The sequence below is a fragment of the Oceanisphaera sp. W20_SRM_FM3 genome (assembly GCF_052119705.1).
Lineage (GTDB): Bacteria > Pseudomonadota > Gammaproteobacteria > Enterobacterales > Aeromonadaceae > Oceanimonas.
Genome location: NZ_JBGQOP010000030.1, coordinates 1 through 23,154, shown reverse-complemented (window position 1 = coordinate 23,154; position 23,154 = coordinate 1). Strand labels below are relative to the sequence as shown.

General features: G+C 50.1%; 21 protein-coding genes. 10 read left to right on the top strand and 11 right to left on the bottom strand.

Annotated elements, in window-relative coordinates:
• The first annotated feature begins 5 nt into the window (after positions 1-5).
• The 5 genes from hfq to ACEN2G_RS13190 all read left to right on the top strand — a co-directional run bounded on the left by hfq (position 6) and on the right by ACEN2G_RS13190 (position 5,281).
• The gene (gene hfq / locus ACEN2G_RS13210; RefSeq protein WP_442022296.1) at positions 6-266 is read left to right on the top strand and encodes an RNA chaperone Hfq; all 261 of its coding nucleotides are present in this window, start codon (positions 6-8) and stop codon (positions 264-266) included.
• A 72-nt stretch (positions 267-338) separates the two neighbouring features.
• Positions 339-1,685: a ribosome rescue GTPase HflX gene (hflX, locus tag ACEN2G_RS13205; protein WP_442022294.1), complete on the top strand. Its 1,347-nt coding sequence runs from the start codon at positions 339-341 to the stop codon at positions 1,683-1,685.
• Complete coding sequence (gene hflK / locus ACEN2G_RS13200; protein ID WP_442022292.1) at positions 1,672-2,844, top strand: FtsH protease activity modulator HflK; 1,173 nt, start codon at positions 1,672-1,674, stop codon at positions 2,842-2,844. Before hflX ends, hflK begins: the two co-directional genes overlap by 14 nt.
• Positions 2,845-2,847: 3 nt before the next feature.
• Positions 2,848-3,738: a protease modulator HflC gene (hflC, locus tag ACEN2G_RS13195; RefSeq protein WP_442022290.1), complete on the top strand. Its 891-nt coding sequence runs from the start codon at positions 2,848-2,850 to the stop codon at positions 3,736-3,738.
• A gap of 226 nt (positions 3,739-3,964) precedes the next feature.
• Entirely contained in the window at positions 3,965-5,281 is a 1,317-nt protein-coding gene (locus ACEN2G_RS13190) for an adenylosuccinate synthase (RefSeq protein WP_442022288.1), read from the top strand.
• Between the two features lie 173 nt (positions 5,282-5,454).
• Here the strand turns inward: ACEN2G_RS13190 and ispB are convergent, their stop codons facing one another.
• On the bottom strand, positions 5,455-6,429 hold the full coding sequence (ispB, locus tag ACEN2G_RS13185; protein ID WP_442022286.1) for an octaprenyl diphosphate synthase: 975 nt from the start codon (positions 6,427-6,429) through the stop codon (positions 5,455-5,457).
• Positions 6,430-6,665: 236 nt separating this feature from the next.
• Here ispB and rplU point away from each other — a divergent pair, with 236 nt between their 5' ends.
• From rplU to folA, 4 genes are all read left to right on the top strand, one after another.
• Complete coding sequence (gene rplU / locus ACEN2G_RS13180; RefSeq protein ID WP_442022284.1) at positions 6,666-6,977, top strand: 50S ribosomal protein L21; 312 nt, start codon at positions 6,666-6,668, stop codon at positions 6,975-6,977.
• Positions 6,978-6,994: 17 nt separating this feature from the next.
• Positions 6,995-7,252, top strand: a complete 258-nt coding sequence (rpmA, locus tag ACEN2G_RS13175; RefSeq protein ID WP_442022282.1) for a 50S ribosomal protein L27 — start codon at positions 6,995-6,997, stop codon at positions 7,250-7,252.
• Between the two features lie 118 nt (positions 7,253-7,370).
• Positions 7,371-8,558 carry an Obg family GTPase CgtA gene (cgtA, locus tag ACEN2G_RS13170; protein WP_442022280.1) on the top strand — a complete coding sequence of 396 codons (1,188 nt, stop codon included), beginning with the start codon at positions 7,371-7,373 and terminating at the stop codon, positions 8,556-8,558.
• Between the two features lie 3 nt (positions 8,559-8,561).
• A complete protein-coding gene (gene folA / locus ACEN2G_RS13165; protein ID WP_442022278.1) occupies positions 8,562-9,044 on the top strand; it encodes a type 3 dihydrofolate reductase in 483 nt (160 codons plus the stop codon).
• Positions 9,045-9,224: 180 nt separating this feature from the next.
• Here folA and ACEN2G_RS13160 read toward each other — a convergent pair whose 3' ends face one another.
• Genes ACEN2G_RS13160 through lptD form a run of 6 tightly spaced genes read right to left on the bottom strand, consistent with a single transcriptional unit; the run spans position 9,225 to position 15,988 of the window.
• Positions 9,225-10,088, bottom strand: a complete 864-nt coding sequence (locus ACEN2G_RS13160) for a symmetrical bis(5'-nucleosyl)-tetraphosphatase (RefSeq protein WP_442022276.1) — start codon at positions 10,086-10,088, stop codon at positions 9,225-9,227.
• On the bottom strand, positions 10,088-10,492 hold the full coding sequence (apaG, locus tag ACEN2G_RS13155) for a Co2+/Mg2+ efflux protein ApaG (RefSeq protein WP_442022274.1): 405 nt from the start codon (positions 10,490-10,492) through the stop codon (positions 10,088-10,090). The genes ACEN2G_RS13160 and apaG overlap by 1 nt, the downstream gene beginning before the upstream one ends.
• A gap of 3 nt (positions 10,493-10,495) precedes the next feature.
• Entirely contained in the window at positions 10,496-11,302 is an 807-nt protein-coding gene (rsmA, locus tag ACEN2G_RS13150; RefSeq protein ID WP_442022272.1) for a 16S rRNA (adenine(1518)-N(6)/adenine(1519)-N(6))-dimethyltransferase RsmA, read from the bottom strand.
• Positions 11,295-12,284 carry a 4-hydroxythreonine-4-phosphate dehydrogenase PdxA gene (pdxA, locus tag ACEN2G_RS13145; RefSeq protein WP_442022270.1) on the bottom strand — a complete coding sequence of 330 codons (990 nt, stop codon included), beginning with the start codon at positions 12,282-12,284 and terminating at the stop codon, positions 11,295-11,297. Before pdxA ends, rsmA begins: the two co-directional genes overlap by 8 nt.
• The gene (gene surA / locus ACEN2G_RS13140; protein WP_442022268.1) at positions 12,281-13,597 is read right to left on the bottom strand and encodes a peptidylprolyl isomerase SurA; all 1,317 of its coding nucleotides are present in this window, start codon (positions 13,595-13,597) and stop codon (positions 12,281-12,283) included. The genes pdxA and surA overlap by 4 nt, the downstream gene beginning before the upstream one ends.
• A 24-nt stretch (positions 13,598-13,621) precedes the next feature.
• Positions 13,622-15,988: an LPS assembly protein LptD gene (gene lptD, locus ACEN2G_RS13135; protein ID WP_442022266.1), complete on the bottom strand. Its 2,367-nt coding sequence runs from the start codon at positions 15,986-15,988 to the stop codon at positions 13,622-13,624.
• Positions 15,989-16,247: 259 nt separating this feature from the next.
• On the opposite strand from lptD, the gene djlA reads away from it, so the two are divergent.
• Positions 16,248-17,057, top strand: coding sequence for a co-chaperone DjlA (djlA, locus tag ACEN2G_RS13130; RefSeq protein ID WP_442022264.1), 810 nt, complete (start codon positions 16,248-16,250; stop codon positions 17,055-17,057).
• Positions 17,058-17,219: 162 nt separating this feature from the next.
• On the opposite strand, the gene ACEN2G_RS13125 is transcribed toward djlA, so the two are convergent.
• The 4 genes from ACEN2G_RS13125 to rapA are packed head-to-tail and all read right to left on the bottom strand — an operon-like array spanning position 17,220 to position 22,546.
• Positions 17,220-18,173: a D-2-hydroxyacid dehydrogenase gene (locus tag ACEN2G_RS13125; protein WP_442022312.1), complete on the bottom strand. Its 954-nt coding sequence runs from the start codon at positions 18,171-18,173 to the stop codon at positions 17,220-17,222.
• On the bottom strand, positions 18,109-18,999 hold the full coding sequence (locus tag ACEN2G_RS13120; RefSeq protein WP_442022262.1) for a DUF3530 family protein: 891 nt from the start codon (positions 18,997-18,999) through the stop codon (positions 18,109-18,111). The genes ACEN2G_RS13125 and ACEN2G_RS13120 overlap by 65 nt, the downstream gene beginning before the upstream one ends.
• Complete coding sequence (locus tag ACEN2G_RS13115; RefSeq protein WP_442022260.1) at positions 18,996-19,661, bottom strand: RluA family pseudouridine synthase; 666 nt, start codon at positions 19,659-19,661, stop codon at positions 18,996-18,998. Before ACEN2G_RS13115 ends, ACEN2G_RS13120 begins: the two co-directional genes overlap by 4 nt.
• Before the next feature lie 11 nt (positions 19,662-19,672).
• Entirely contained in the window at positions 19,673-22,546 is a 2,874-nt protein-coding gene (gene rapA, locus ACEN2G_RS13110) for an RNA polymerase-associated protein RapA (RefSeq protein ID WP_442022258.1), read from the bottom strand.
• Between the last annotated feature and the right edge of the window lie 608 nt (positions 22,547-23,154).

Below are 23,154 nucleotides of genomic sequence, written 5' to 3'. Positions count from 1 at the left end.
ACATCATGGCTAAGGGACAATCTTTGCAGGATCCATTTTTGAATGCGCTACGTCGTGAGCGAGTCCCGGTCTCTATTTATCTGGTCAATGGCATTAAGCTCCAAGGACAAGTAGAGTCATTCGATCAATTCGTTATCTTACTTAAAAATACCGTCAGCCAAATGGTCTATAAGCACGCCATCTCTACTGTGGTGCCTGCCCGTCCTGTACAGATGACGCCGATTGTCAGTGCTGATATGCCTACGAGCGAGCAGCAGTCAGATTGAGTGTGATTAAAGTACGTCTAACGGTGTTTTGCTTAGGCATTAATGTCGACTTCATATTAGGGAGTACGCACCTTGTTTGAGCGTGATGAAAGCCCTGAAACGGCCATTTTGGTTCATATTAATTTTGACAGTGATAAAGAACGCGAAGATCTTGAAGAGCTAGAATTACTGGTGGATTCTGCGGGCGTTACGCGGCTAGGGGTATTGACCGGTAATAGGGCCTCGCCACAAGCCAAATTATTTATTGGCTCGGGTAAGGTGGATGAGCTGGCGGTCATGGTGCAGATGCTGCAGGCGGATGTGGTGATTTTTAACCACAGGTTGACGGCCTCGCAAGAGCGTAACTTAGAGCGGATTATCAACTGCCGAGTGCTGAATCGCACCGGGCTTATTTTAGATATTTTCGCCCAGCGCGCTCGTACCCATGAAGGTAAGCTGCAAGTAGAATTAGCCCAGCTTCGTCATTTGTCTACCCGTTTGGTGGGCGGGCGCGCCGAGTTGGGTCGCCAGAAAGGCGGCATAGGTTTGCGCGGACCCGGTGAAATGCAGCTAGAAACCGACCGTCGTTTACTGCGGGAGCGCATTAAACTGATCCAACAACGGCTGGACAAGGTGGCTCGCCAGCGGGAGCAAGGGCGCCGAGCGCGTAAGCGCACCGAGACGGCGACTATTTCCTTGGTGGGTTACACCAACGCCGGCAAGTCGACTTTATTTAATCGGCTGACCGATGCCGACGTGTATGCGGCAGATCAGTTGTTTGCCACGCTGGATCCTACCTTGCGCAAGCTGGAGCTGCCCGATGCAGGCGGCTGTGTATTAGCGGATACGGTCGGCTTTATTCGCCATTTGCCGCACGATTTAATTGCCGCCTTTAAGGCAACCTTGCAAGAAACCCGCGATGCGACTTTATTGCTGCATGTGGTGGATTGCGCCGACGAACAAATGCAAGACAACATAGGCGAAGTGAATTCGGTACTCAAGCAAATCGGAGCCGACGAGGTGCCGGTGCTGATGGTGTTCAACAAAATAGATAAGTTAGACGACACGCCGCCGCGTATTGAGTTGAATGACGCTGGCATGCCGCGTGCGGTATGGTTGTCGGCGCAAAAAAATCAAGGCATCGAGTACTTGCTGGATGCGCTAAACCAATTGCTGGCCGGCGTCTTGGTTGAGCATAGATTAATTTTGCCCGCCACTGCCTCTAAACTGCGCAGTCGCCTATATGCGTTAAACGGCGTGGTTAGCGAGACCTTTGGTGAGCAGGGCGAGTTTGTAGTAGATATTCGGTTGCAGCAGGCAGATTGGCAGCGTCTGTTGAAACAGGAAGAAGAGCCGTTAGAGCGCTTTATAAGCGATGAATTGCTTGATAAAGTTACTTTTATAAATCAGAAAGACGGAGAGACAAATGGCTTGGAATGAGCCTGGAAATGGTGGCAAAGACCGTGACCCTTGGGGGAATAACGGTAAGCAACAAGGCCCACCAGATCTGGATCAGGTAATTCGAAACCTGAAAAATAAGTTCGGTGGTTTACTTGGTAACCGCAACACAGATACCGGTAACGGTGGCGGTGTGGGCTCTTTTGCTATCGTCATCGGCTTAGTTATCGCCTTGGTAGTATGGGTCGTGAGTGGCTTCTATACCATAGGTGAAGCTCAGCGTGGTGTGGTGTTGCGGTTTGGTAATTATTACCAAAGCGTAGAGCCTGGCTTAAGCTGGAAAGCGACCTTTGTCGATCGCGTATTTCCGGTGGATGTGGAGTCGGTGCGCTCGCAACCTGCGTCCGGCTTTATGCTGACGGAGGACGAAAACTTGGTCCGAGTGGAAATGGAAGTGCAGTATCGCGTGATCGAACCTCGCGACTATCTGTTTAACGTCACCAACGCCGACGACAGTTTGCATCAGGCTCTCGACAGTGCACTGCGCTTTGTTGTGGGGCACAGCACTATGGACGATGTGCTGACCACGGGCCGTGATGGTGTGCGTCAAGCAACGCGTGACTTACTCGAAAGCATTATTGAACCTTACAATCTGGGTTTATCGATAGTGGATCTGAACTTTTTGCCGGCACGCCCGCCAGAAGAAGTGAAAGATGCCTTCGATGATGCGATAGCCGCGCAAGAAGATGAGCAACGCTTTATTCGTGAAGCCGAAGCCTATGACCGTGAAATTCGGCCTAAGGCTCGAGGCCAAGCCAAGCGTCTGTTACAAGAAGCCGAAGGTTATAAAGAGCAGATTGCACTGCGTGCCGAAGGTGAAGTGGCACGATTCCGCCAGTTGTTACCACAATATCAGCAGCAGCCTGAGTTGATGCGCCAACGTATTTATCTTGAGACCATGGAAGAAATTTATTCCAAGGTGAACAAGGTGATTGTTGATACCCCAGAAGGCAGCAGCAATCTGATGTATCTGCCGTTGGACAAATTGGTTGAGCAAAGCGCGACTCGTAAGACTGTGGTAGATCCGAATATCATCACCTCGGATTATATCAATGGCTTACAAAAGGCAGCAGGTTCAGATAGCGGTCAAGCAACATCCGGTTCTGAGCAAGGCACTCTTCGTCCAACAGGGAGAAACTAAGCCATGAGAAAAGGTTTATTGGTTATTGTTGCCCTGATTGCCATCGTTTTTTATGCCTCGGTATTCGTGGTAGTGGAAGGCGAGCGCGGCATAGTGCTGCAATTTGGCAAAGTAAAACGTGAGCAAGGTACTGAGCTGCCTACGCTTTATGGCCCAGGCCTGCACTTTAAAGTGCCGATGATAGATCAAGTGCGCAAGCTAGATGCGCGTTTACAGACGCTAGATGATCAGGCTGATCGCTTTATCACCTCGGAGAAGAAAGACTTAATCATCGACTCCTATGTGAAATGGCGTATCGACAACTTTGCTAGCTATTATCTGGCCACGGGTGGTGGTAATCGTCTGCAAGCAGAAAACCTGTTACGCCGTCGTATTAACAACAGCCTGCGTTCAGAAATTGGTAACTTGACCATTCGTGAAATCGTATCCGGTAAACGGGGCGAAGTCATGGAAGCGGCGTTGCGTAACCAGTTGGAGTCGTCTGCTGATTTAGGTATTAAGGTCGTGGATGTGCGTATTAAGCAGATCAACCTGCCGACCGAGATCTCTACTTCTATCTATCAGCGTATGCGTGCTGAACGTGCCGCTGTGGCCCGTGAGCACAGATCTCAAGGCCGTGAGCAGGCGGAAATTATCAAGGCTAAAGCTGATCGTGACGTGACCGTTATGATTGCTGACGCTCAGCGTAATAGTCGTACCTTGCGCGGTGAAGGTGATGCATCAGCGGCCACGATTTATGCAGATGCCTATTCAGCTGATCCCGATTTTTTCAGCTTTATTCGTAGCCTAGAAGCCTATCGTAAGAGCTTTGAACAGGGCGGTGACTTGATGGTGTTGAAGCCTGAAGGAGATTTCTTCCGCTTCCTGAAAGACCCATCAGGGAAAGCTCAGTAATAGCGAATAAGTCGCTATCGTCAAACCAAGCCCGGTTCGCCGGGCTTTTTTATGTCACTAAATACCCCTGATAATCAGTAGTAAGTGTCTGTCTGTGGCTCTCTTTTCTAAGGCTCAGCATGCAGCACTGCTGCCTCGGGTTATTTATTGGCATTACTATATTCCGACTCTGGTCAAAATTTGATAGACTCGGTTTTTAATAACTTAACCGTTAGTGAAAGGAAAAATGGGACAAAACGTTGTGGTACTTGGCACCCAATGGGGTGACGAAGGAAAGGGGAAGGTTGTAGACCTTCTGACTAACAAAGCCCGTTATGTGGTACGTTACCAAGGTGGCCACAATGCGGGTCACACTCTGGTAATCGACGGTAAAAAAACCGTTCTCCACCTTATTCCATCAGGTATTTTGCGCGATAACTGCACCTGCATCATTGCAAATGGCGTAGTGTTATCGCCAGAAGCTTTGCTAAAGGAAATGGCCGGTTTAGAAGCCAGCAGTATCCCAGTGCGTGAGCGCTTGGTACTGAGCGAAGCCTGTCCTTTAATCCTGCAGTACCACGTGGCCATGGACCAAGCTCGTGAAATTGCGCGTGGTGCTAATGCCATCGGTACTACTGGGCGCGGCATAGGCCCAGCTTACGAAGACAAGGTCGCTCGTCGCGGCTTGCGCGTAGGTGACTTGGCTAATATGGATACCTTCGCCGTTAAGCTGAAAGAGATTGTAGAATATTACAACTTCCAGTTAACCGGTTTCTATGGCGTGGATGCGGTTTCTTATGAAGCTGTGTTAGAAGAAGCCAAAGGGTATGCACAATTGCTGACCAGTATGGTGATTGATGTAACTAGTGTCTTAGACACCGCCCGTAAAAATGGTGAAAAGATCATGTTTGAGGGTGCTCAAGGCACGCTGCTAGACATAGATCACGGTACCTATCCGTTTGTAACCTCGTCTAACACCACAGCCGGTGGCGTGGCCACAGGTTCAGGTTTTGGTCCTTGCTACATCGATTATGTGCTGGGCATCATCAAGGCCTACACCACGCGCGTAGGCTCAGGCCCTTTCCCTACCGAGCTTTACGACGGTAAAGAAAAGCTAGATGCAGACGGTAAACACCTAGGTACAGTGGGCCATGAATTTGGCGCTACTACGGGTCGTTTACGTCGCACCGGTTGGTTAGACTTGGTCGCCATTAAGCGTGCTATTCAAGTTAACTCTATTTCTGGTTTCTGTTTGACCAAATTGGATGTGCTGGATGGCATTAAAGAGCTGAAGATCTGCGTGGGCTATAAAATGCCTGACGGTTCAGTGAAAGATGTGCCACCTATGGCCGCCGAAGATTATGAAACTGTGACTCCTGTGTATGAAACTATGCCAGGCTGGAGCGAGAACACAGTGGGTGTGGTCACCTTAGAAGGTTTGCCACAAGCGGCGCGCAATTACATCAAGCGTATCGAAGATATTACCGGTGTACCGATAGACATTATTTCTACCGGTCCTGACCGTGATGAAACCCTAATTTTGCGTCATCCTTTTGATGCCTAAATTTTGAGTTTATCGATATAAAAAACGCCAGCTCATAGAGCTGGCGTTTTTGTTTCTGTACGAGAGTGAAGCGTGAAAAGGGAGGCGTAAATAAAAAACCTACGTCTGAAGGTTCGGTATTTTTCACCTCACACCTCACACCTCACACCTCACACCTCACTGGCGAAGCCACATTAGCGACTGCGTCGCACTGCCATATGCGCAAGATCGATCAAAGCTTGCTTATGCTCAGAATCTGGCAAGATATTCAAACTAGCGATGGCTTTTTCGGCTTCTTGTTCGGCTTTTTGCTGGCTGTATTCCAAGGCTTGAGTGTCAGCCAAGATGCCCATGATCTCGTCGAGATGGTTCATGCCGGTGCGATTAGCGATGGCATCGCGAATGCGCTCCCGCTGCGCCGCATTACCCACCGCCATGGCCCGCAGCAGGGGTAGGGTAGGCTTACCCTCGCTTAAGTCGTCACCGACGTTTTTACCCATGTCTGTGCTATCTGAGCTGTAGTCCATGATGTCGTCAACCAGCTGAAAGGCGGTACCTAAGTATTTGCCATAATCCAGCATCGCCTGTTCGATTTCTGGCGCTTGATGCGTAAGCACGGCGGCCAAGCGAGTGGCCGCTTCAAACAGTTTGGCGGTTTTGCAGTAAATCACCTGCAGATAGCTGTCTTCTGTGGTGTCCGGATCGTTGCAATTCATCAGCTGTAACACTTCGCCTTCGGCGATAATGTTGGTGGCATCGCTTAAGATATTCATGATTTTCATGTTATCCAGCTCAGTCATCATTTGAAAAGCGCGGGTATAGAGAAAGTCGCCGACTAGCACGCTGGCCGCATTACCAAACAAGGCATTGGCGGTATCTCGACCGCGGCGTAAATCAGACTCATCCACTACATCATCATGCAACAGTGTGGCGGTATGTATAAATTCAACAATGGCCGCTAAGGTTACGTGCGCCTCACCTTCGTAGCCTAAGGCGCGAGCCGCTAATACCGTGAGCTGAGGGCGCATTCGCTTGCCGCCAGCACTCACAATATAGAAGCCTAATTGATTAATGAGCGCCACGTCTGATTGCAGTCGCGAGCTAATTAACTCATTCACCGATTGCATATCTTGCTCGGTTAATTGTTTTATTTTATTAATATTTACCATAAATTTATCAGCCAAACGATGCCATCAAAAGCCAGTGATGCTGGGATTTTACACTATTTGTCATAGGGATAAAGCCGCCAGGCCAGCCTTTGGCGGCTTGTGACTTAAGACTGATTTTTTTATGCTTGCACTCTTGTCTCGCTCTCGCAATCTGCGTACAATACGCGACCATTGTAGAACAGTTTTAGTGCACACGCCTTTGATGGTAAAAGTGCCAATAATTCGGAGTTAAAATCATGTACGCGGTAATCCAAAGCGGCGGAAAACAACACCGTGTAACCGAAGGTCTGGTGATTCGTCTTGAAAAATTAGACGTTGAAACTGGCGCATCTGTCGAATTCGACAAAGTGCTGATGGTTGCTCAAGGTGAAAATGTTACAGTTGGTGTTCCTTACATCGACGGTAGCACAGTAACAGCTGAAGTCGTAGCTCACGGTCGTGGCAAAAAAGTCAAGATTGTTAAGTTCCGTCGTCGTAAGCACTCACGCAAGCAGCAAGGTCATCGTCAGTGGTTCACTGAAGTTAAGATCACAGCTATCAGCGCCTAATATAGGAGTTCAGTTCCATGGCATCGAAAAAAGCAGGCGGCTCAACTCGTAACGGTCGCGATTCAGAAAGTAAACGTCTTGGTGTTAAGCGTTTTGGTGGTGAAAGTGTCTTGGCGGGCAACATCATCGTTCGTCAGCGCGGCACCAAGTTCCACGCCGGCATCAACGTTGGTTTGGGCAAAGACCACACTTTATTCGCTACTGCCTCTGGCAAAGTGAAGTTTGAAGTTAAAGGTCCGAACAACCGTAAGTTCGTAAGCATTGAAGCTGAATAAGCATCAAAGCTGAACTAAGAAAGCCCCGCCCAATGGCGGGGCTTTTTGCTTTATAAAAAGCACGTTCGGTTCTGAAACCAGATACACTGGAGTCAGAGCACGAATGGGAGAAAATGTAATGAAATTTGTTGATGAAGCACAAATCCGGGTTGAAGCCGGTGATGGTGGTAACGGCTGTGTGAGTTTTCGCCGTGAAAAATATATTCCCAATGGTGGCCCTGATGGCGGCGATGGCGGCGATGGCGGCGACTTATACATGCTGGCCGACGATAACCTTAATACGCTGATCGACTATCACTTTGAACGCTTTCATCGCGCCGAGCGCGGTGAGAACGGCCGCAGCAGTCACTGTACCGGCAAGCGTGGCCAAGATTTAGTGATCACGGTACCCGTTGGCACCCGTGCTAAAGATGAAATGACTGGCGAAATCCTCGGTGATTTAACGCGCAACGGCCAGAAGTTGTTGGTTGCCAAAGGCGGCTTTCACGGTTTGGGTAATGCGCGCTTTAAAAGCTCGGTTAACCGTGCACCTCGCCAAAAAACCAATGGTACGCCAGGTGAAGTTCGTGAGTTAGTGCTGGAGTTATTGCTGCTGGCAGACGTGGGTATGTTGGGTTTACCCAATGCCGGCAAGTCGACTTTTATTCGCGCCGTGTCTGCGGCTAAGCCAAAAGTGGCGGATTATCCGTTTACGACGCTCGCGCCTAACTTAGGTGTGGTGCGTTGCGATGGCCATAAGAGCTTCGTGGTCGCCGATATTCCTGGTTTGATTGAAGGTGCCGCCGATGGCGCAGGCTTGGGTATTCGCTTCTTGAAGCACCTAGAGCGTTGTCGTGTGTTGTTACACATAGTCGACGTACTGCCCGCCGATGAAACTGATCCTGCCGATAACGCCGAGATCATTATCAATGAGCTAGTGCAATACAGTGAAGTAGTGGCTAATAAGCCGCGCTGGTTGCTGTTTAACAAGCTGGACTTAGTACTAGAAGAAGAAGCTGACGCCATTATTGATCGGGTGATTGAGCGCTTAGATTGGCAAGGCCCGGTATTTCGTATCGCCGCTATCAGCAAAGATGGCACCAAAGAAGTGACCGAAGCCTTGATGGACTTCTTGGATGAAAATCCTCGCACTCAACAAGAGCTGGAAGATGCACGTGAAGTGGTGAACTTCAAGTGGGATGATTATCACGAAACCGCCCTGCAAGAGCATGCCAAGCCTGCGGCTAGCGACTTTGACGACGAAGATGATGATGAAGACTGGGACGATGAAGAAGATGACGGTCATGTTATCTATACGCGTGAATAAGTCATGATAGTGGCCATGATAGTGGCCATGACGCGCAATGGCGTGATTGGTAAAGACAATGCCATGCCTTGGCATTTGCCTGCCGACTTGGCGTACTTTAAGCAGACCACGCTGGGTAAGCCGATAGTGATGGGGCGTAACACTTTTAACTCTATCGGCCGCGCCTTGCCGGGACGGCGCAATATTATCGTCAGCAAAAGCTTAATTGAGGCGCCAATTGGTACAGAAGTAGTGCCATCGCCTGAGGCGGCGTTGGCGTTATTAGCCGATGAGGCAGAGGTGATGGTGATGGGCGGCGGCCAGCTGTATCAGGCATTTTTGCCGTTAAGCCAGCGCCTATACCTGACCCAGATTGAAGCGGAGATCGAGGGTGATACCTACTTCCCGTTTCAGGCAAACCATTGGCAGTTAACGTCTGAGCAATTGCGCATTCGTGATGAGCATAATGCATATGACTGTCGGTTTCAGGTATATAAACGAGTGTAAGGCGTGAAGGGTAAAGAGTGAGGAGGAAAGCTGCGTTTGCAGATTAGATGTTTCCCTCTCACCCTTCACTTTTATTACTGTCTTATTTCTTATGCTCTATTCTTTTCGCTTCACGCTTCACGCTTCACGCTTCACGCTTCACGCTTCACGCTTCACGCTTCACGCTTCACGCTTCACGCTTCACGCGTATAACGGGCAGGGCGTGCTGATACGCTCTCCGGTTTCCCAGCACAATAACGTCATACTGCCACCCCACACACAGCCCGTATCTAGGGCATAAATATCTTGCACCTCACACTCGCCCTCTAATGCTGCCCAATGGCCGAAGATCAGCGCTGGATCTTGGTGATCTTGGCGTAAGTTAAACCAAGGTAGCAATTCATCAGGTGCGTCGCTAGCTGCGCCGTTATGCTTGAAGTCGAGTCGACCGTCGCTATGGCAAAAGCGCATGCGGGTAAAGGCGTTGATGGTAAAGCGCAATTGCTCAACCGCCGTTAAGTCCGGCTGCCAAAAATCTGGAAAATTGCCATACATCTGTGCCAAGCGCTCTTTATAATTGGCTGAGCGTAACTCGGCTTCGGCGCTGCGCGCCGCAATTCTGGCTTGCTCGATATTCCACTGTGGTGGAATACCGGCGTGGGTCATCACGAAGCCTGATATGGCTGGCGTGTTAAGCGAGGGAGCAGCGGCGGCTCGATATTTGGGCGCTTTATATTCAGCCAAGAGCGGCTGTTGGCGTAACCAATACAATAAATCGCTGCTGTCGGCCGCGTTAAGCACAGGCATTATCTTATCGGCAGACTTAGGACTACCAATACCATTGGCGACGGCTAACAGGTGTAAGTCATGATTACCCAATACAGTGGTGGCGGCATTACCTAAGGCCATCACGCGGCGCAGACAACCGAGTGAGTCGGGACCTCGAGCCACTAGGTCACCGGTGAGCCAGAGTTGATCACGAGAAGGCCGAAAGGCCACCTCATTAAGCAAGGTGTCAAGCTCAGCCAGACAACCTTGCAAGTCGCCAATAATATAGGTGGCCATTAGTTAATCAGGTTAGGGAGAGAGAGGCGAAACGGCGCGATAGGCGCATCAAACTCGCGGCCATCTGCTGCAATAAAGTGATAGCTACCTTCCATGACCCCCAGCGGTGTGGCTAAGTTCACACCGCTGGTATAAGTAAATGCGGCTCCCGGCGCTATATCGGGCTGTTCGCCCACTACACCACTGCCTTCTACCTCGATTATTTTGCCGTTGGCATCCGTTATTAACCAGCGGCGACTCAGTAGTTGTACACTTTCTGAACTGAGGTTTGCGATGGTAATGGTATAAGCAAACACATAGTTATGCTCATCGGGTGCTGAGTGCTCGGCTAAGTAGCGAGGTACTGTGGTAATGCGAATATCCGTAATGCGTCTATCCGTAACATGAGTATCGCCGAGAGTCATAGCTTATTCCTTGCGTTGGGCCAAGGCGTTGGCCAGAGTGACATATTGCGCTAGCGTGAGCTGTTCCGGACGCGCACCTGGGTCTAACCCCAGTTCCGTCAGTTGCTCTATGCTAAACAGATGGCTCAAGCTATTACGAATGGTTTTACGGCGCTTACCAAAGGCATCGGCCGTCACCTGCGACAGGCAAGCAATATCCTGTGCAGGGTAGGGTGGTACTTCGTAAGGTAATAATTTTACTACCGCCGAGTTGACTTTAGGCGCCGGCTGAAAGGCTTCCGGACCTACTTCTAATACGGGCACGACTTGGCAGTAATACTGCGCCATCACACTTAAACGACCGTAGGTTTTGCTACCCGGACCCGCCGCGAGGCGGTTTACCACTTCTTTTTGCAGCATAAAGTGCATGTCTTGCACGTGAGCGGCAAATTCAAACAGATGAAACATCAGCTGAGTGGAGATGTTATAAGGCAAGTTGCCGAAAATTTTCATCTTTTTACCCGGCTCTAATAGCTGAGTAAAATCAAATTTCATGGCGTCTGCTTGATGAATATTGAGTTTGTCTTTTAAGAATGGATGTGTGGCCAAACGGGCGGCCAAGTCGCGGTCAAGCTCGACGACGTTGAGCCGCTCAATACGCTCACACACCGGACCGGTTAAGGCACCCAAGCCTGGGCCAATTTCGACCATGGTAAAGTCGTCGGTGGGATAAATGGCATCCACAATTTGGTCGATAACATAGTCGTCGTGTAAGAAATTTTGGCCGAAGCGCTTACGGGCTTTGTGCCCTTGGTGTACTTTACTATTCATCGCGTTTTTCTATCATTTCAATGGCTTGATTAAGCGCGCACAGCATGCTGCCCGCATCGATTTTATCGGTTCCGGCTAGCTCTAAGGCGGTTCCGTGATCCACTGAGGTGCGGATAAAGGGTAGCCCCAGCGTGATATTCACCGCTTGGCCAAAACCTATGTATTTCAGTACCGGTAGACCTTGGTCGTGGTACATGGCCAAATAGGCATCCGCGTCCGTCATGTATTTAGGTTGAAACGCCGTATCGGCGGAAACAGGCCCGATAAGCTCCATGCCCTCGGCTCTGAGTTTGTCCAGCGTCGGGCTGATAATATCCAGCTCTTCACGGCCTAAATGGCCGTCTTCACCGGCATGGGGGTTTAAACCGCACACATAAATACGTGGCTTAGGTAGACCAAATTTGCTCTTTAGCTCGGCGTTTAAGATACGAATAATCTTAGTTAGGCGGTCTTCGGTAATGGCCTTGGCGACGTAAGCCAACGGAATATGCGTGGTGACTTGCGCCACTCTTAACCCCGGTGCCGCCAGTAACATCACCACATCCGGCACGTTCGCTTGTTGGGCAAAAAATTCGGTGTGACCACTAAAAGACACGCCGGCTTTATTGATAATGCCCTTGTGCACGGGACCCGTCACCACGGCGGCAAATTCGCCGCTCATGTTGCCGTCTGACGCGCGCTTGAGGGTTTCCAGCACATAGAGACCATTGGCTTCATCCAGCACACCAGGAAAGGCGGGCTTAGCCAGTTTGACCGAGGCTATGGTCAGCGTGCCGGCCCGCTGGGGTTGCGGAGCCTGAGCGGGATTATAAGGGAGCAAGGTTACTGACTTGCCCATGGCCTGAGCGCGGCTTTGGATAAGCTCAGGATCGGCAATCACCACTAACTCTACTGGCCAATCGTGGGTAGCCAAGGCCAGCATAAGATCAGGACCTATGCCGGCGGGCTCGCCTGGGGTTATCGCGATACGTTTACAGATCACAGTTCACCGTTTGATAATTGGGTGTCGACAATACGGATATAGGCTTCATCTTTGAGCTCGTCCAGCCAAGTTTGTACTTCTTCCGTAAAACGACGATTAAAAATAAGCTGATAGGCTTTTTGTTCACTTGCTTGCTCGGTGGCGTCCACTACGCGCTTATCTTCAAGCTGCACTAGGTGCCAGCCGTGCTCGGAGCGAAACGGCTCGCTGAGCTCGCCAACCTTAAGCTGTAACACTACATCGCGAAAGCTACTGACATAGACTTCAGGGGCGGACCAACCTAAGTCGCCGCCTTGAATAGCGGAGCCTGGGTCTTCAGAATATTGCTCGGCTAACTGGGCCAGCGTGGCTTTGCCGCTGCGAATTGAGTCGGCAAAACCAACCAATTGGTTTTGAGCCTTTTCTTCGCTCAGTATAATCGAGGGTTTAAGCAAGATATGGCGTGCGCGCACTTCCACCGCTTGTACGCTTTGCGCAGTTGAGGCTTCCATATCAAGAATCGTTAAGATATGCACGCCGGCACCGGAGCGCAGCGGGCCAATAATATCACCCTTACCGTGATTCTTCACCGCTTCACTAAACAGCGAGGGCATTTCATTGATGCCGAGTAGTCCCCAATCGCCGCCTTCCAGCGCCTTAGGACCGGCACTGTGCGCTATGGCCAGCTTTCTAAAATCAGCACCTTGCTTTAGTTGCTTAATTAGCTGGTCAGCTTGTTGGCTGGCTTGGCGCAACTGTTCATTGCTCGGTTCTGTGGGTAAGGGCAATAAGATGTTGCCTACGCGATAGCGGCCTTGGTTTTGCCCTTGCTCGGACATCATCTGCACCACTTGCTTTACTTCTTGGTCAGAAATATTAATGCGACGGCGCACTTGATTACGCGCCAATTCGCTTAGCAATATTTCGTTGCGCACCTGCTCACGAAACTGAGGGTAGCTTAACCCATCACTCTTGGCTTCGGCGCGTAACTGCTCGACACTTTTATTTTGGCTACGAGCCACGTTGACAATGGCCTGCTCCAATTGGGTGTCAGTAATGCGCAACCCCAAACGTTCGGCTAATTGCAGCTGTAAACTTTCTAAGATCAAGCGTTCTAATGCTTGTTTGCGCAGTGCTTGCTCATCGGGCAATGCTTGGCCTGCGCTGTTGGCGCTACTTTTAACTTGATTCACCAGACCGGTGAGCTGGCTTTCCAACACCACGTCTTTATCGACCACGGCCACCACGCTATCGAGCAGCTCAACGGCTTGGCTACTGGCTGCAAATAGGCCAACACTGGCGGCAAGCAGTAATTGTTTACATCTTTTATTCATGACAAGTCCTGTGCACTATGAAAATTAGTTATTGAGGTTAAAAGGGCGATAGTAAGGCAATAAGTTGGTACCTGGCGTGAAGTCACCGTTACCGGTACCAAATGAGCTAAAGCCTTTTAACTCGAATCTGAGTCCAATCAATGTTTCTTGCTCTACTTCATTTGGATTAAGCAATCTTTCTTGGCTTTGTGCCTGCTCCCACACTAGGCTAACCGCCCAGCAGCAAGAGTCATAACGCACCCCAATCAGACTATCGATATTACGTTTGAGTTCAATATCTCGGTAGTGACCACCAATTAGGCGCCAATCAGGCGTTAGCGGCCAAGAAAAAGTCCCCCCCAATTGATTTAAGTCATTCGTTAAGCTGGCATCGGGAAAGTAATCTGCATTCAAGTGGCGAAAGCCCACCTGAGCCAATTTGCCTTGGTTGTTGTATTCCAGCGTGATATTACCGCCCGCCAACCTGTGGCTGTTAGTATCTTGCTGTGCTTCGGTATGGACAAACCAGTTGCCGTCTATGTTGAGGTCGCCCTCAAAGGTTAAGAATGACTGTTTAATTTCACCGGGCTCATCACTGGGATATAAGCGCACCCGTGGTGAGGTAAAGTTATAGGATTGCGCTATGGCTAAACGCAGGCGCTCCACACTGTCGGCATCATAGACACGACTGGTAAAACCACCGGTAATTTGGTTGGCATCACTGATGCGATCCAGACCGGCGAAACGACGGTCGCTGAATAAGCTGTAATAATCTTGGCGCATACTGGTAGTGTCGTATAAACCAATATTATCTTGGTCTTTAAAGGGCACATACAGGTACTGGACTTGCGGCTCTATGGTTTGGGTAAAATCTTGCGCAAACCACTGCGTATCGCGGTCGAATACTAAGGTGCCGTTCAGGCGAGCGCGTGGGAGTAAGCGATCGACATTGCTGTCTAACCCTGCAGTGGTAAAACCGAGTCCGTTAGGATCTTGATCGCCATAGTAGCTTGATAAACTCTTAGGAATATCTTGCTCGTAGTGGGTGTAATAAGCGCCGATATCTGCGGTTAGCTGCGCGCCTGGCTTGTTCACCATGGAATAGATTAACTTGGGCTCAGCGTGCACGCGGGTCGCTTCATACACTTGGTCGGCATCGTTTTTAAATTGCGTGACTTCGGCATCAAAGCCCAAGTCAAAGCGACCAAAGCCTTGATAGCTGGTTAGTGCCACACTAGGGGCGAGCTGGAAAGGTTGAGTCGTTAGCTCTGGTCTTAAAATTTGGTAATCACGTACCTCAGTGGTGACTTGCCAGTGTCGGTCATAATAACCGCCGCTAAATGACTGCATTAGCTGGTCGTCGACTAACTGGCCGACCTGTGGTGAAAAATCATCAAAGTAAGCATTATCCCAGCCGGCGACTTTGGTGTAGTCGACATTAGCTCGCCAATGTCCTGCGGCATCAAAGCGCGCATTATGGCGCCAATTCACCAGCCAGCGGGGATCATCTTGCCACTCGGTTTTGAGTAACTTATCGTCGCTGGCTAAATACTCGCCGTAAAAGGTGCCATCTTGACCGGCGATAGGCAGATAACGAAATTCCAGCTGCGACATGGTACCGCGTTTTTCCATGTACCTAGGCGTAAAAGTGGCGTCGTAGTTTTCTGCAATGTTCCAGTAATAGGGCAGGCTAATGTCGGTGCCGTTTCTATCGCCAAAGTTAAAGCTCGGATATAAAAAGCCGCTTTGACGCTCGTCTTTGACGGGAAACTTTAAATAAGGGAAGTAAAACACCGGCACATCGCCTAGCCAAAGTACGGCGTTCCAAGCTTCACCGAATACTTCATCTTGCTCCACTTTCACCGAGCTGGCTTTTAATTTCCATACCTCGCCATCGGGCGGGCAGGTAGTATAACTGGCACCCTTTAAATCGACTTGTTGGGTGTTATTGCTGAGGCGCACTTTTTTAGCAAAGCCGCGGCCAGGCTCGCCGTGAAATTGGTAGTTGGCTTCATCCAGCTCGGTGTTCTTGGTGTTTAAGTTACTGGTCAACTGTTTATCGCTGTCCACGCTAATAGTGCCATCGGTCAAATGGATATTGCCCGTGGCCAGCACATCGCGGCTAGTTTGCTCAAGCTCAACTTGGTCGGCGTTAAATTTTTGCGTGCCTTGCTCTACTTCGACCTGACCACGGTAAATAATTTTGCCATCACGGGTCGCGTCCAATACATCAGCGGTCACGCTAATGGGCGCATTGGGATCATTAGTGGCAGAGTCCACTAATAGAGGCACATGGCTAAAGCAGCGGCTGAAAGGCAAAGCCGAGGGCGCTGCGGGTTCTGGCGTTTCTGTTTGGGCCTGAGTGAGGCCTGAAAGCAGCAGCAAGGGTAAGCCGATAATCCGTTTTTTCATGGGTTGACGCTCGCTTCCTGGTGGCGACACCGCCCGCTGGGCTAGTTGAGATTTGGGTGTCATTACTTTATGGTAACGGGCTATGATAAAGCATTCTTGCGGCCAGCACTATCGACCTGCAAGATGGCCTGCCTTAGCCCCTCGTTCATCTAGGATCCTGTTTAGGATATTAGCTGCTGTTCAGCGGTTTTTGTGGCCAGTGCGCTTTCGATCTGTTCTGCAACGTCATCACCATTAAGTAAGCTAGAGGTAGTAAGCTATGTTGGCACACATTAAAGGCAAGCTTATCGGCTTACTCTTTGGTTCTTTACTGGGCGGTATCCCAGGCGCGTTAATCGGCTTATGGTTGGGGCATTTATTAGATAAGAAGCTGGCAAGTGCTTGGTTGTTTAATAAAGACGCTCAAGCCGAATTTCTCTACGCCACCTTTGCCACCATGGGCCATCTAGCTAAGTCGAGTGGTCAGGTGTCCAGCGAAGAGATCCGCTTAGCCGAGCAGTTGATGACGCAAATGCGCCTGCAAGGTGAGCTGCGTAATCGAGCGCAAGAGGCGTTTCGCGCCGGTAAAAGCGCCGATTTTCCACTCAAAGAAACCTTGCGTCGTTTTCGCGCGCGAGTCAAAGACAGTCGTAACTTGTTGCGCTTCTTTATGGAAGTACAACTGCAGGTGGCCTTCGCCGATGGTGAGCTGCAGCCGAGCGAACGAATTTTATTGCTGACCATTGCCAATGAACTGGGATTTTCAGAAACCGAGCTTGAGCAATTATTGGCGTTTGCCGAAGCGCAATTGCACAATTTTCGCCAAGGCGGCTCGGGTCATTCCCGCAGTGGTTATCAAGCACCGCCACCTGCGGATAGATTACGCAACGCTTACCGAATTTTGGAAGTGGCAGAAACCGCCGATGACACAGAGGTGAAACGTGCTTATCGTCGCCAGATGTCTAAGCATCATCCCGATAAGCTGATGTCTCAGGGGTTACCCAAAGAGATGATGGAATTGGCCAAAGAAAAGGCCCAAGACATACAATCAGCCTGGGAAACCATTAAAGCAGTGCGCCAGATAAAATAACCGATAGCTTAAAGCCGTAAGCTAGAAGTTAAAGATAATATTAACCCCTAAAAACCCGTTGTGAGCCTAAGAGCTACAGCGGGTTTTTGCTTTTTGTAACATGTTTAGTCTTTAAGAGTAGGTTTTTTCTTCCAGCTTCAAGCTGACCGCTTCCAGCTGTATTTAAACCAGTCTATTCTGCTCTTTACCCGCCACGAAGGCTTCTATGTTATCGATTAACTGATCTGCTAAGCGTTGCATGGCGTCGTGACTGGCCCAAGCAATGTGTGGCGTTAAAATAAAGTTTGGGCAGGCGAGTGCTTGCATTAAAGGATTGTCGGGTGCCGGTGGCTCAGCGGTCACCACATCAAAACCGGCCCCACCAATTTGCTTTGTCTCTAATGCCTGCAATAACGCCGCTTCATCTACCAAGCCGCCACGACCGACATTAATCAAGATGGCGTCCTCTTTCATCAGCTTAAATTCTGGCTCGGCAATTAAGTGGCGAGTGTCGGCATTGAGTGGGCAATGCAAGCTGATAATGTCCGCTTGTGCCAATAGTTGCTCAAAGCGGACGCGACCCGCAGCCGGAGTTTGGCCTTTGCGCGCTGCCACCATTACCTGCATGCCCAGCGCCAAAGCTAGTTTCTCTAAATCTTTAGCAATGGTGCCATAGCCAATCAAACCTAGGGTTTGGCCGTGCAAGTCGCGTACTGGATAGTCAAAATAACAAAACTGGCCGCTTTGTTGCCAACGGCCATCCACAACCGAGTTGCGATAAGCGTGTAAGTTACGGCTTAACGCCATCATCAAAGACAGCGCATGCTCGGGCACCGAACTTTTGCTGTAGTCCCGTACATTGCACACGGCTATGCCCGCATCTCGGCAGGCCGTCAAATCCAGGTTATCGCTGCCGGTGGCGGCGAGTGCTATCAGTTTAAGGCGAGGTAGCTGGGCTATCATGTCTGCCGTTAGGCTAACTTTATTCACCAGCACAATGTCCGCCTCCGCCAAGCGCGTGGTCACTTGCTCAGGAAGCGTATTGCCATAACTTTGCCAATGGTGAGCAAAATTAGGGCGTCGCAGCTGGGCCTGGGTTGGCAGCGTTTCTTGGTCGAGAAATACCAGATTCACTATGTTGCTCCTGTAAATAATGGGGGGCACTAGGGGGCAGGGGTAACCAACCTAGCCTCACCAGCCAACCTGCAATTTGCTTATTCAAGGGCTCAGGGCCATTAAAGCGCTGCAGTACGTAACCGGTTTTTTCGCGATGGCTAAGCTGTTGCTGACGTCTTTGTTGATTGTGCCAAGCCAGTGGGCTGTCGGGGTGACTGTAAATATCTAAGACGGGATAAGGGCTGCGCGCCAGACTGCTGGCTAACATTTTTTGTTGTGCTAGTACGTTGGGTAACGCATCAAATAAAATCAAGGCTTGGGGAGCAGGAAGTTGCTCTGTTTCTACCCATTGCTGATACCAGAGGGCGGCACTGCCTTGAGTGAGCATGATCACAGGGCGTGCGGTATCTTGCTCTGCATTTGTATTATTCGCTGCAATAGCATCTTGGTCTGAGCTTTCATTCGTCTCAGTCAGTGCTCTTAGGCGGTCTAATTGCTCCGTCAACCAAGCTTGTTGTGCGGGAGAGGGGTGCTCGCTACTGGCATCAAACATCTGTTGTGCCGTATCAGGTAATAACAGCCGCACTTCCCAGTTACGTTGTTGCCAATAGCGCGCCACCGGCAACCAAAGGTGAGCCTGATTAAGCTCGGGCCAAATAAGTAAATGACCCTGAGCCGCACTGTGGGCAGAAAAATTTAACAGCTGGCTGCTCGCTTGAAATTGTTCAAAGGCGGGCCAGTTGAGTTGAGATTGGATCCGAGTTTGCGCCTGACTCGCAGGCAAGATCAGTACAGAGGCCAGAGCAAGAGCGCCAACGTTTGTGATCAGCCTGCGAATTTGTTTCATTCGATGGCAAAGGGTGCGGGAGCGGTAAATTTTAACCACTCTTTGGTTTTGGGGTGGCGAAACTCCAGCTCTGCCGCATGTAGCTGCAAATGTGGTGCCATGGTGAGCGCCTCACCTTCGGCATAGAGGTTATCTCCCAAAATCACATGACCTAAACTCTTCATATGCACCCTTAATTGATGAGAACGGCCGGTAATAGGCGTCAACTTAATTAAGCTGCGATCTTCGAGGCGGCGTATACAGCGCCAGTGGGTGAGCGCCGGTTTGCCATTTTCATGATCCACCATGTGTCGTGGGCGATTCGGCCAGTCGCAACACAAGGGCAAGTCTATGCTGCCCGCATCTTGCTTAGGATTACCGTACACCCAAGCGTAATAGCATTTAGCGGTTTCTCGCTCGCGAAACTGGCGGCTTAATTCCGCGTGCGCCTTGCGATGCAGCGCCATTACGATCACGCCTGAGGTGGCCATATCCAGACGATGCACCACTTGGGTGGTCGGGTAAACCCGGCTCACCCGCAGTGATAAGCTATCAAAATGAATAGGATCCCGCCCCGGCACGCTGAGTAAGCCGCTGGGCTTATTCAACACAATCACGCTATCGTCTTGATACAAAACGTCAAACATGGGATCCATAGGCGGATCATAGTGCAGTAATGCCATCTGTTTTGTCCTTATTGGTGGCTAACGACTATATAGCGAATCGCATCCAGTTTTAAGCGGGTGTTGTTCAGCAAACCATCCAGTTCTTCAAGTAGCGTTTCTACATGGCTGATTTCACTTTCGCGTACGTTAGGGTTCACCTTGGCGAGTTGCTGCAAACGAGCTAGCTCTTGGCCAATAGAGGCATGCATACGCTCGCGTGCTTGCTCGACTAACACCTGCATCTGTAATTCGGCGACGGGTGCGGCTTGCTGTAACAAATGGTGAATAATCGTTTGCGAGGCATTCACCAGCTTACCGGCTAAATGTCGATTAATAGGGCTAAGCTGGCGATCAAATGATTCAAACGTCACCTTGTCCGCTAGATCGTTACCGCTCTTATCTAACAGTAAGCGGATTGGCGCCGGTGGCAAGAAACGATACAGCTGAGAGTTTTGTGCCGACTCAGCAACGAAGATCAGCTCTAAGAACTGAGTACCCACTGGCAGCGCCTTATTTTTTAGGACGGCCACCGAAGTCGTACCAATCTCAGAGCCCAATACCAAGTCAATGCCGCCACGGATCATGGGATGATCCCAGGTCAGTAACTGCAGGTCATCACGACTGAGTGCTGTGTCACGATCAAAGGTAATGCTGGCGCCATCTTCCGGTAAACCCGGAAAGTGGGAGACTAACATATGCTCGCTGGGGTGCAGCACTATCGCATTTTCGCCTTTGTCGTCTTGATGCACGCCCACTTCATCAAACAACTTGATAGCAAAAATAGCCAAGGTGGGATCTTCATCCACGGCTCTCAATTCACCGGCTAAATCTCGGTCCAAAATCACGCCGCTGGAATTAAGCTCCAACAAGCGATCTCGGCCTAGCTCCATGTGGCTTTCTAGCTCTAGGGTAAGGGCGCGGGTTTGCTCAATTAATTGCGCTAGCCCGTCTTGGTCTTGACCGTGTTCGGCCAGCAAAGCCAATAGGGTGCTGGATGTTTGCTGATATACCGGCTGGCCTACGGCGTTAGGCTTACTAAAGGCGTCCATTCCTTGGTGATACCATTGAGTGAGGGCAGCCTGCGCCGTGTCTTCTAAATAGGGTACATGAATATCGATATTGTGCTCTTGACCAATGCGGTCCAAGCGGCCAATACGTTGCTCTAATAAGTCGGGGTTCAGCGGTAAATCAAACAACACTAACTGATGAGCAAACTGGAAGTTACGACCTTCGGAGCCAATTTCCGAACAAATCATTACCTGAGCACCGCCTTCTTGCTGGGCAAAATAAGCGGCGGCTTTATCGCGATCCAGCAAGTTCATGCCTTCATGGAATACGGTACCACGAATACCTTCTTTAGTACGTAACACCTCTTCCAGTGCTAACGCCACGCCAGCCTTGGCGGTAATAACCAAAATTTTGGTATTACGATGCGCTTTAGTAAATTCCAACAACCATTCCACACGGCTATCGAACAAGGTCCAGGCATTATTATCACCTTCAAACTGGCGATAAATCTCTTCCGGATACAAGGCTTGTAACGCCTGTTGAGTAACGTCGAGCTGAGAGCCCATCATGTTCGCTACTTTAATAGCGGTTTTATATTGGCTGGGTAAGGGCAGGGGATGCAAATGCAGCACACGATCCGGAAAACCTTTAATGGAGTGGCGGGTATTACGGAATAACAAACGCCCAGTACCGTGTCTGTCTAATAGTTGCGCTAATAGCTGCTTACGTTGGCTGGCATCTTGCAACGCCGTTTCATCCAATCCATCCATAAAAGGCGCAAGCCCAGCAATCGCTGCCGCATCTAAAGGCGCGTCTGAAAGCAAGCTCTCGGCGGCGGCGGCTAACGGCTGATATTCTTCTTCTTCGGCCAAAAAAGCGTCGTAATCAAAGAAGCGCTCCGGATCCAATAAACGCAAACGCGCAAAATGGCTCTCATGGCCTTGTTGATCTGGCGTAGCGGTCAGCAACAAGACGCCGGCGGTATCTTGGGCTAGGGCTTCGACGACTTCATAAGCGCGGCTCGGTTGCTCAGCATCCCACAACAAGTGGTGCGCCTCATCGACTACCATCAGATCCCAGTCGCTTTCATGCAATTGCTCGAAGCGTTTGCGTTTCTTGGTTATAAAGTCGAGGCTACACAATACCAGCTGCTCGGTATCAAACGGATTGTGGGCATCGGCAAATGCTTCCACACAACGTTCTTCATCAAAAAGCGCAAAGTGCAGGTTAAAGCGGCGCATCATCTCGATCAGCCACTGATGGATTAATGCATCGGGTACCAAAATCAAAATACGGCTGGCGCGACCCGATAACCATTGCTGCTGAATGATCATACCTGCTTCTATGGTCTTACCCAGTCCCACTTCATCGGCCAGCAAGACTCGAGGCGCATAACGGCTACCTACTTCTTTGGCAATGTGCAACTGGTGCGGGATCAAGCTGACTTTACCGCTGGCAAGACCGCGCAGTGGTGAGCGGCGGCGACTAAACTGATGCATCAAGGCTTGGTAGCGTAAGTTAAAACGCCCAACTTTATCTATCTGACCGGCAAACAAACGCTCTTGTGGCTTATTCAGTTTAATAAAGTGATTAAGGAAGGTTTCTCTGAGACTTGCTTCTTCGCCTGTATCGAGGCGAGTACCGTGATAGGTTAACAGGCCGCTATCTTCGGTAACGGAAACCACTTCTAACTCCCATTCTTCATGGCTGCTGATCACATCACCGGGATTAAACATGACGCGGGTGATAGGCGCGTCACCTTTGGCATACATGCGGTTTTCACCGCAAGCCGGAAAAAGCATGGTCACCATGCGCACATCGATAGCGACGATGGCGCCCAGTCCCAAATCGGTTTCTGTGTCACTGATCCAACGCTGGCCGAGGGAAAAAGGCATTCAAGTCTCCAAGCTGAAGAGGGAGTAAAAAAGGGGGCGTCATCTTATCGCAATCAGCCAACGGGCGCACCCGTAAAACCAAACCCGCTTGATAGTAAGCTGCACAATGGTCTTACTTATATATGCTAACTGAGTCTTTATCGCGACTAGGTTATAAGATGCCTTCTATATAGAGTAGGGTTCAGTGTCAGCGACACAAGCTACATAGATAATGTTTCGTCGGTGGCAAGTTCTACCTGTATAGATGCAGCTGCTATGCATACACATATACGTAGCTATATAAGTAGACGTGCTATTTTCAGCTTTTGGCACTGTTTATGTCTCCACCTCATCCCTTACACTTCACTCCTCACGGCCTTAATGTGCATAACTCTGTGAGTAAGTTGTGTGCTTGCTGGGTGTTTGAGCGGTCAGTCGTGAATTGTCATTTTATTGCCATAAACGACTTGCGCCAAAAGCAGAGATCTCTATACTCCACCCCACTGACACGGAGCAAGGCGCTCACGGTCACAAGGGTTTGAGAAAACGGAAATTAAGTTTGAAACAAACACTTGACGAACACTACGGATTGCGTAGAATACGCATCCCGACCTGAGACACGGTCACGC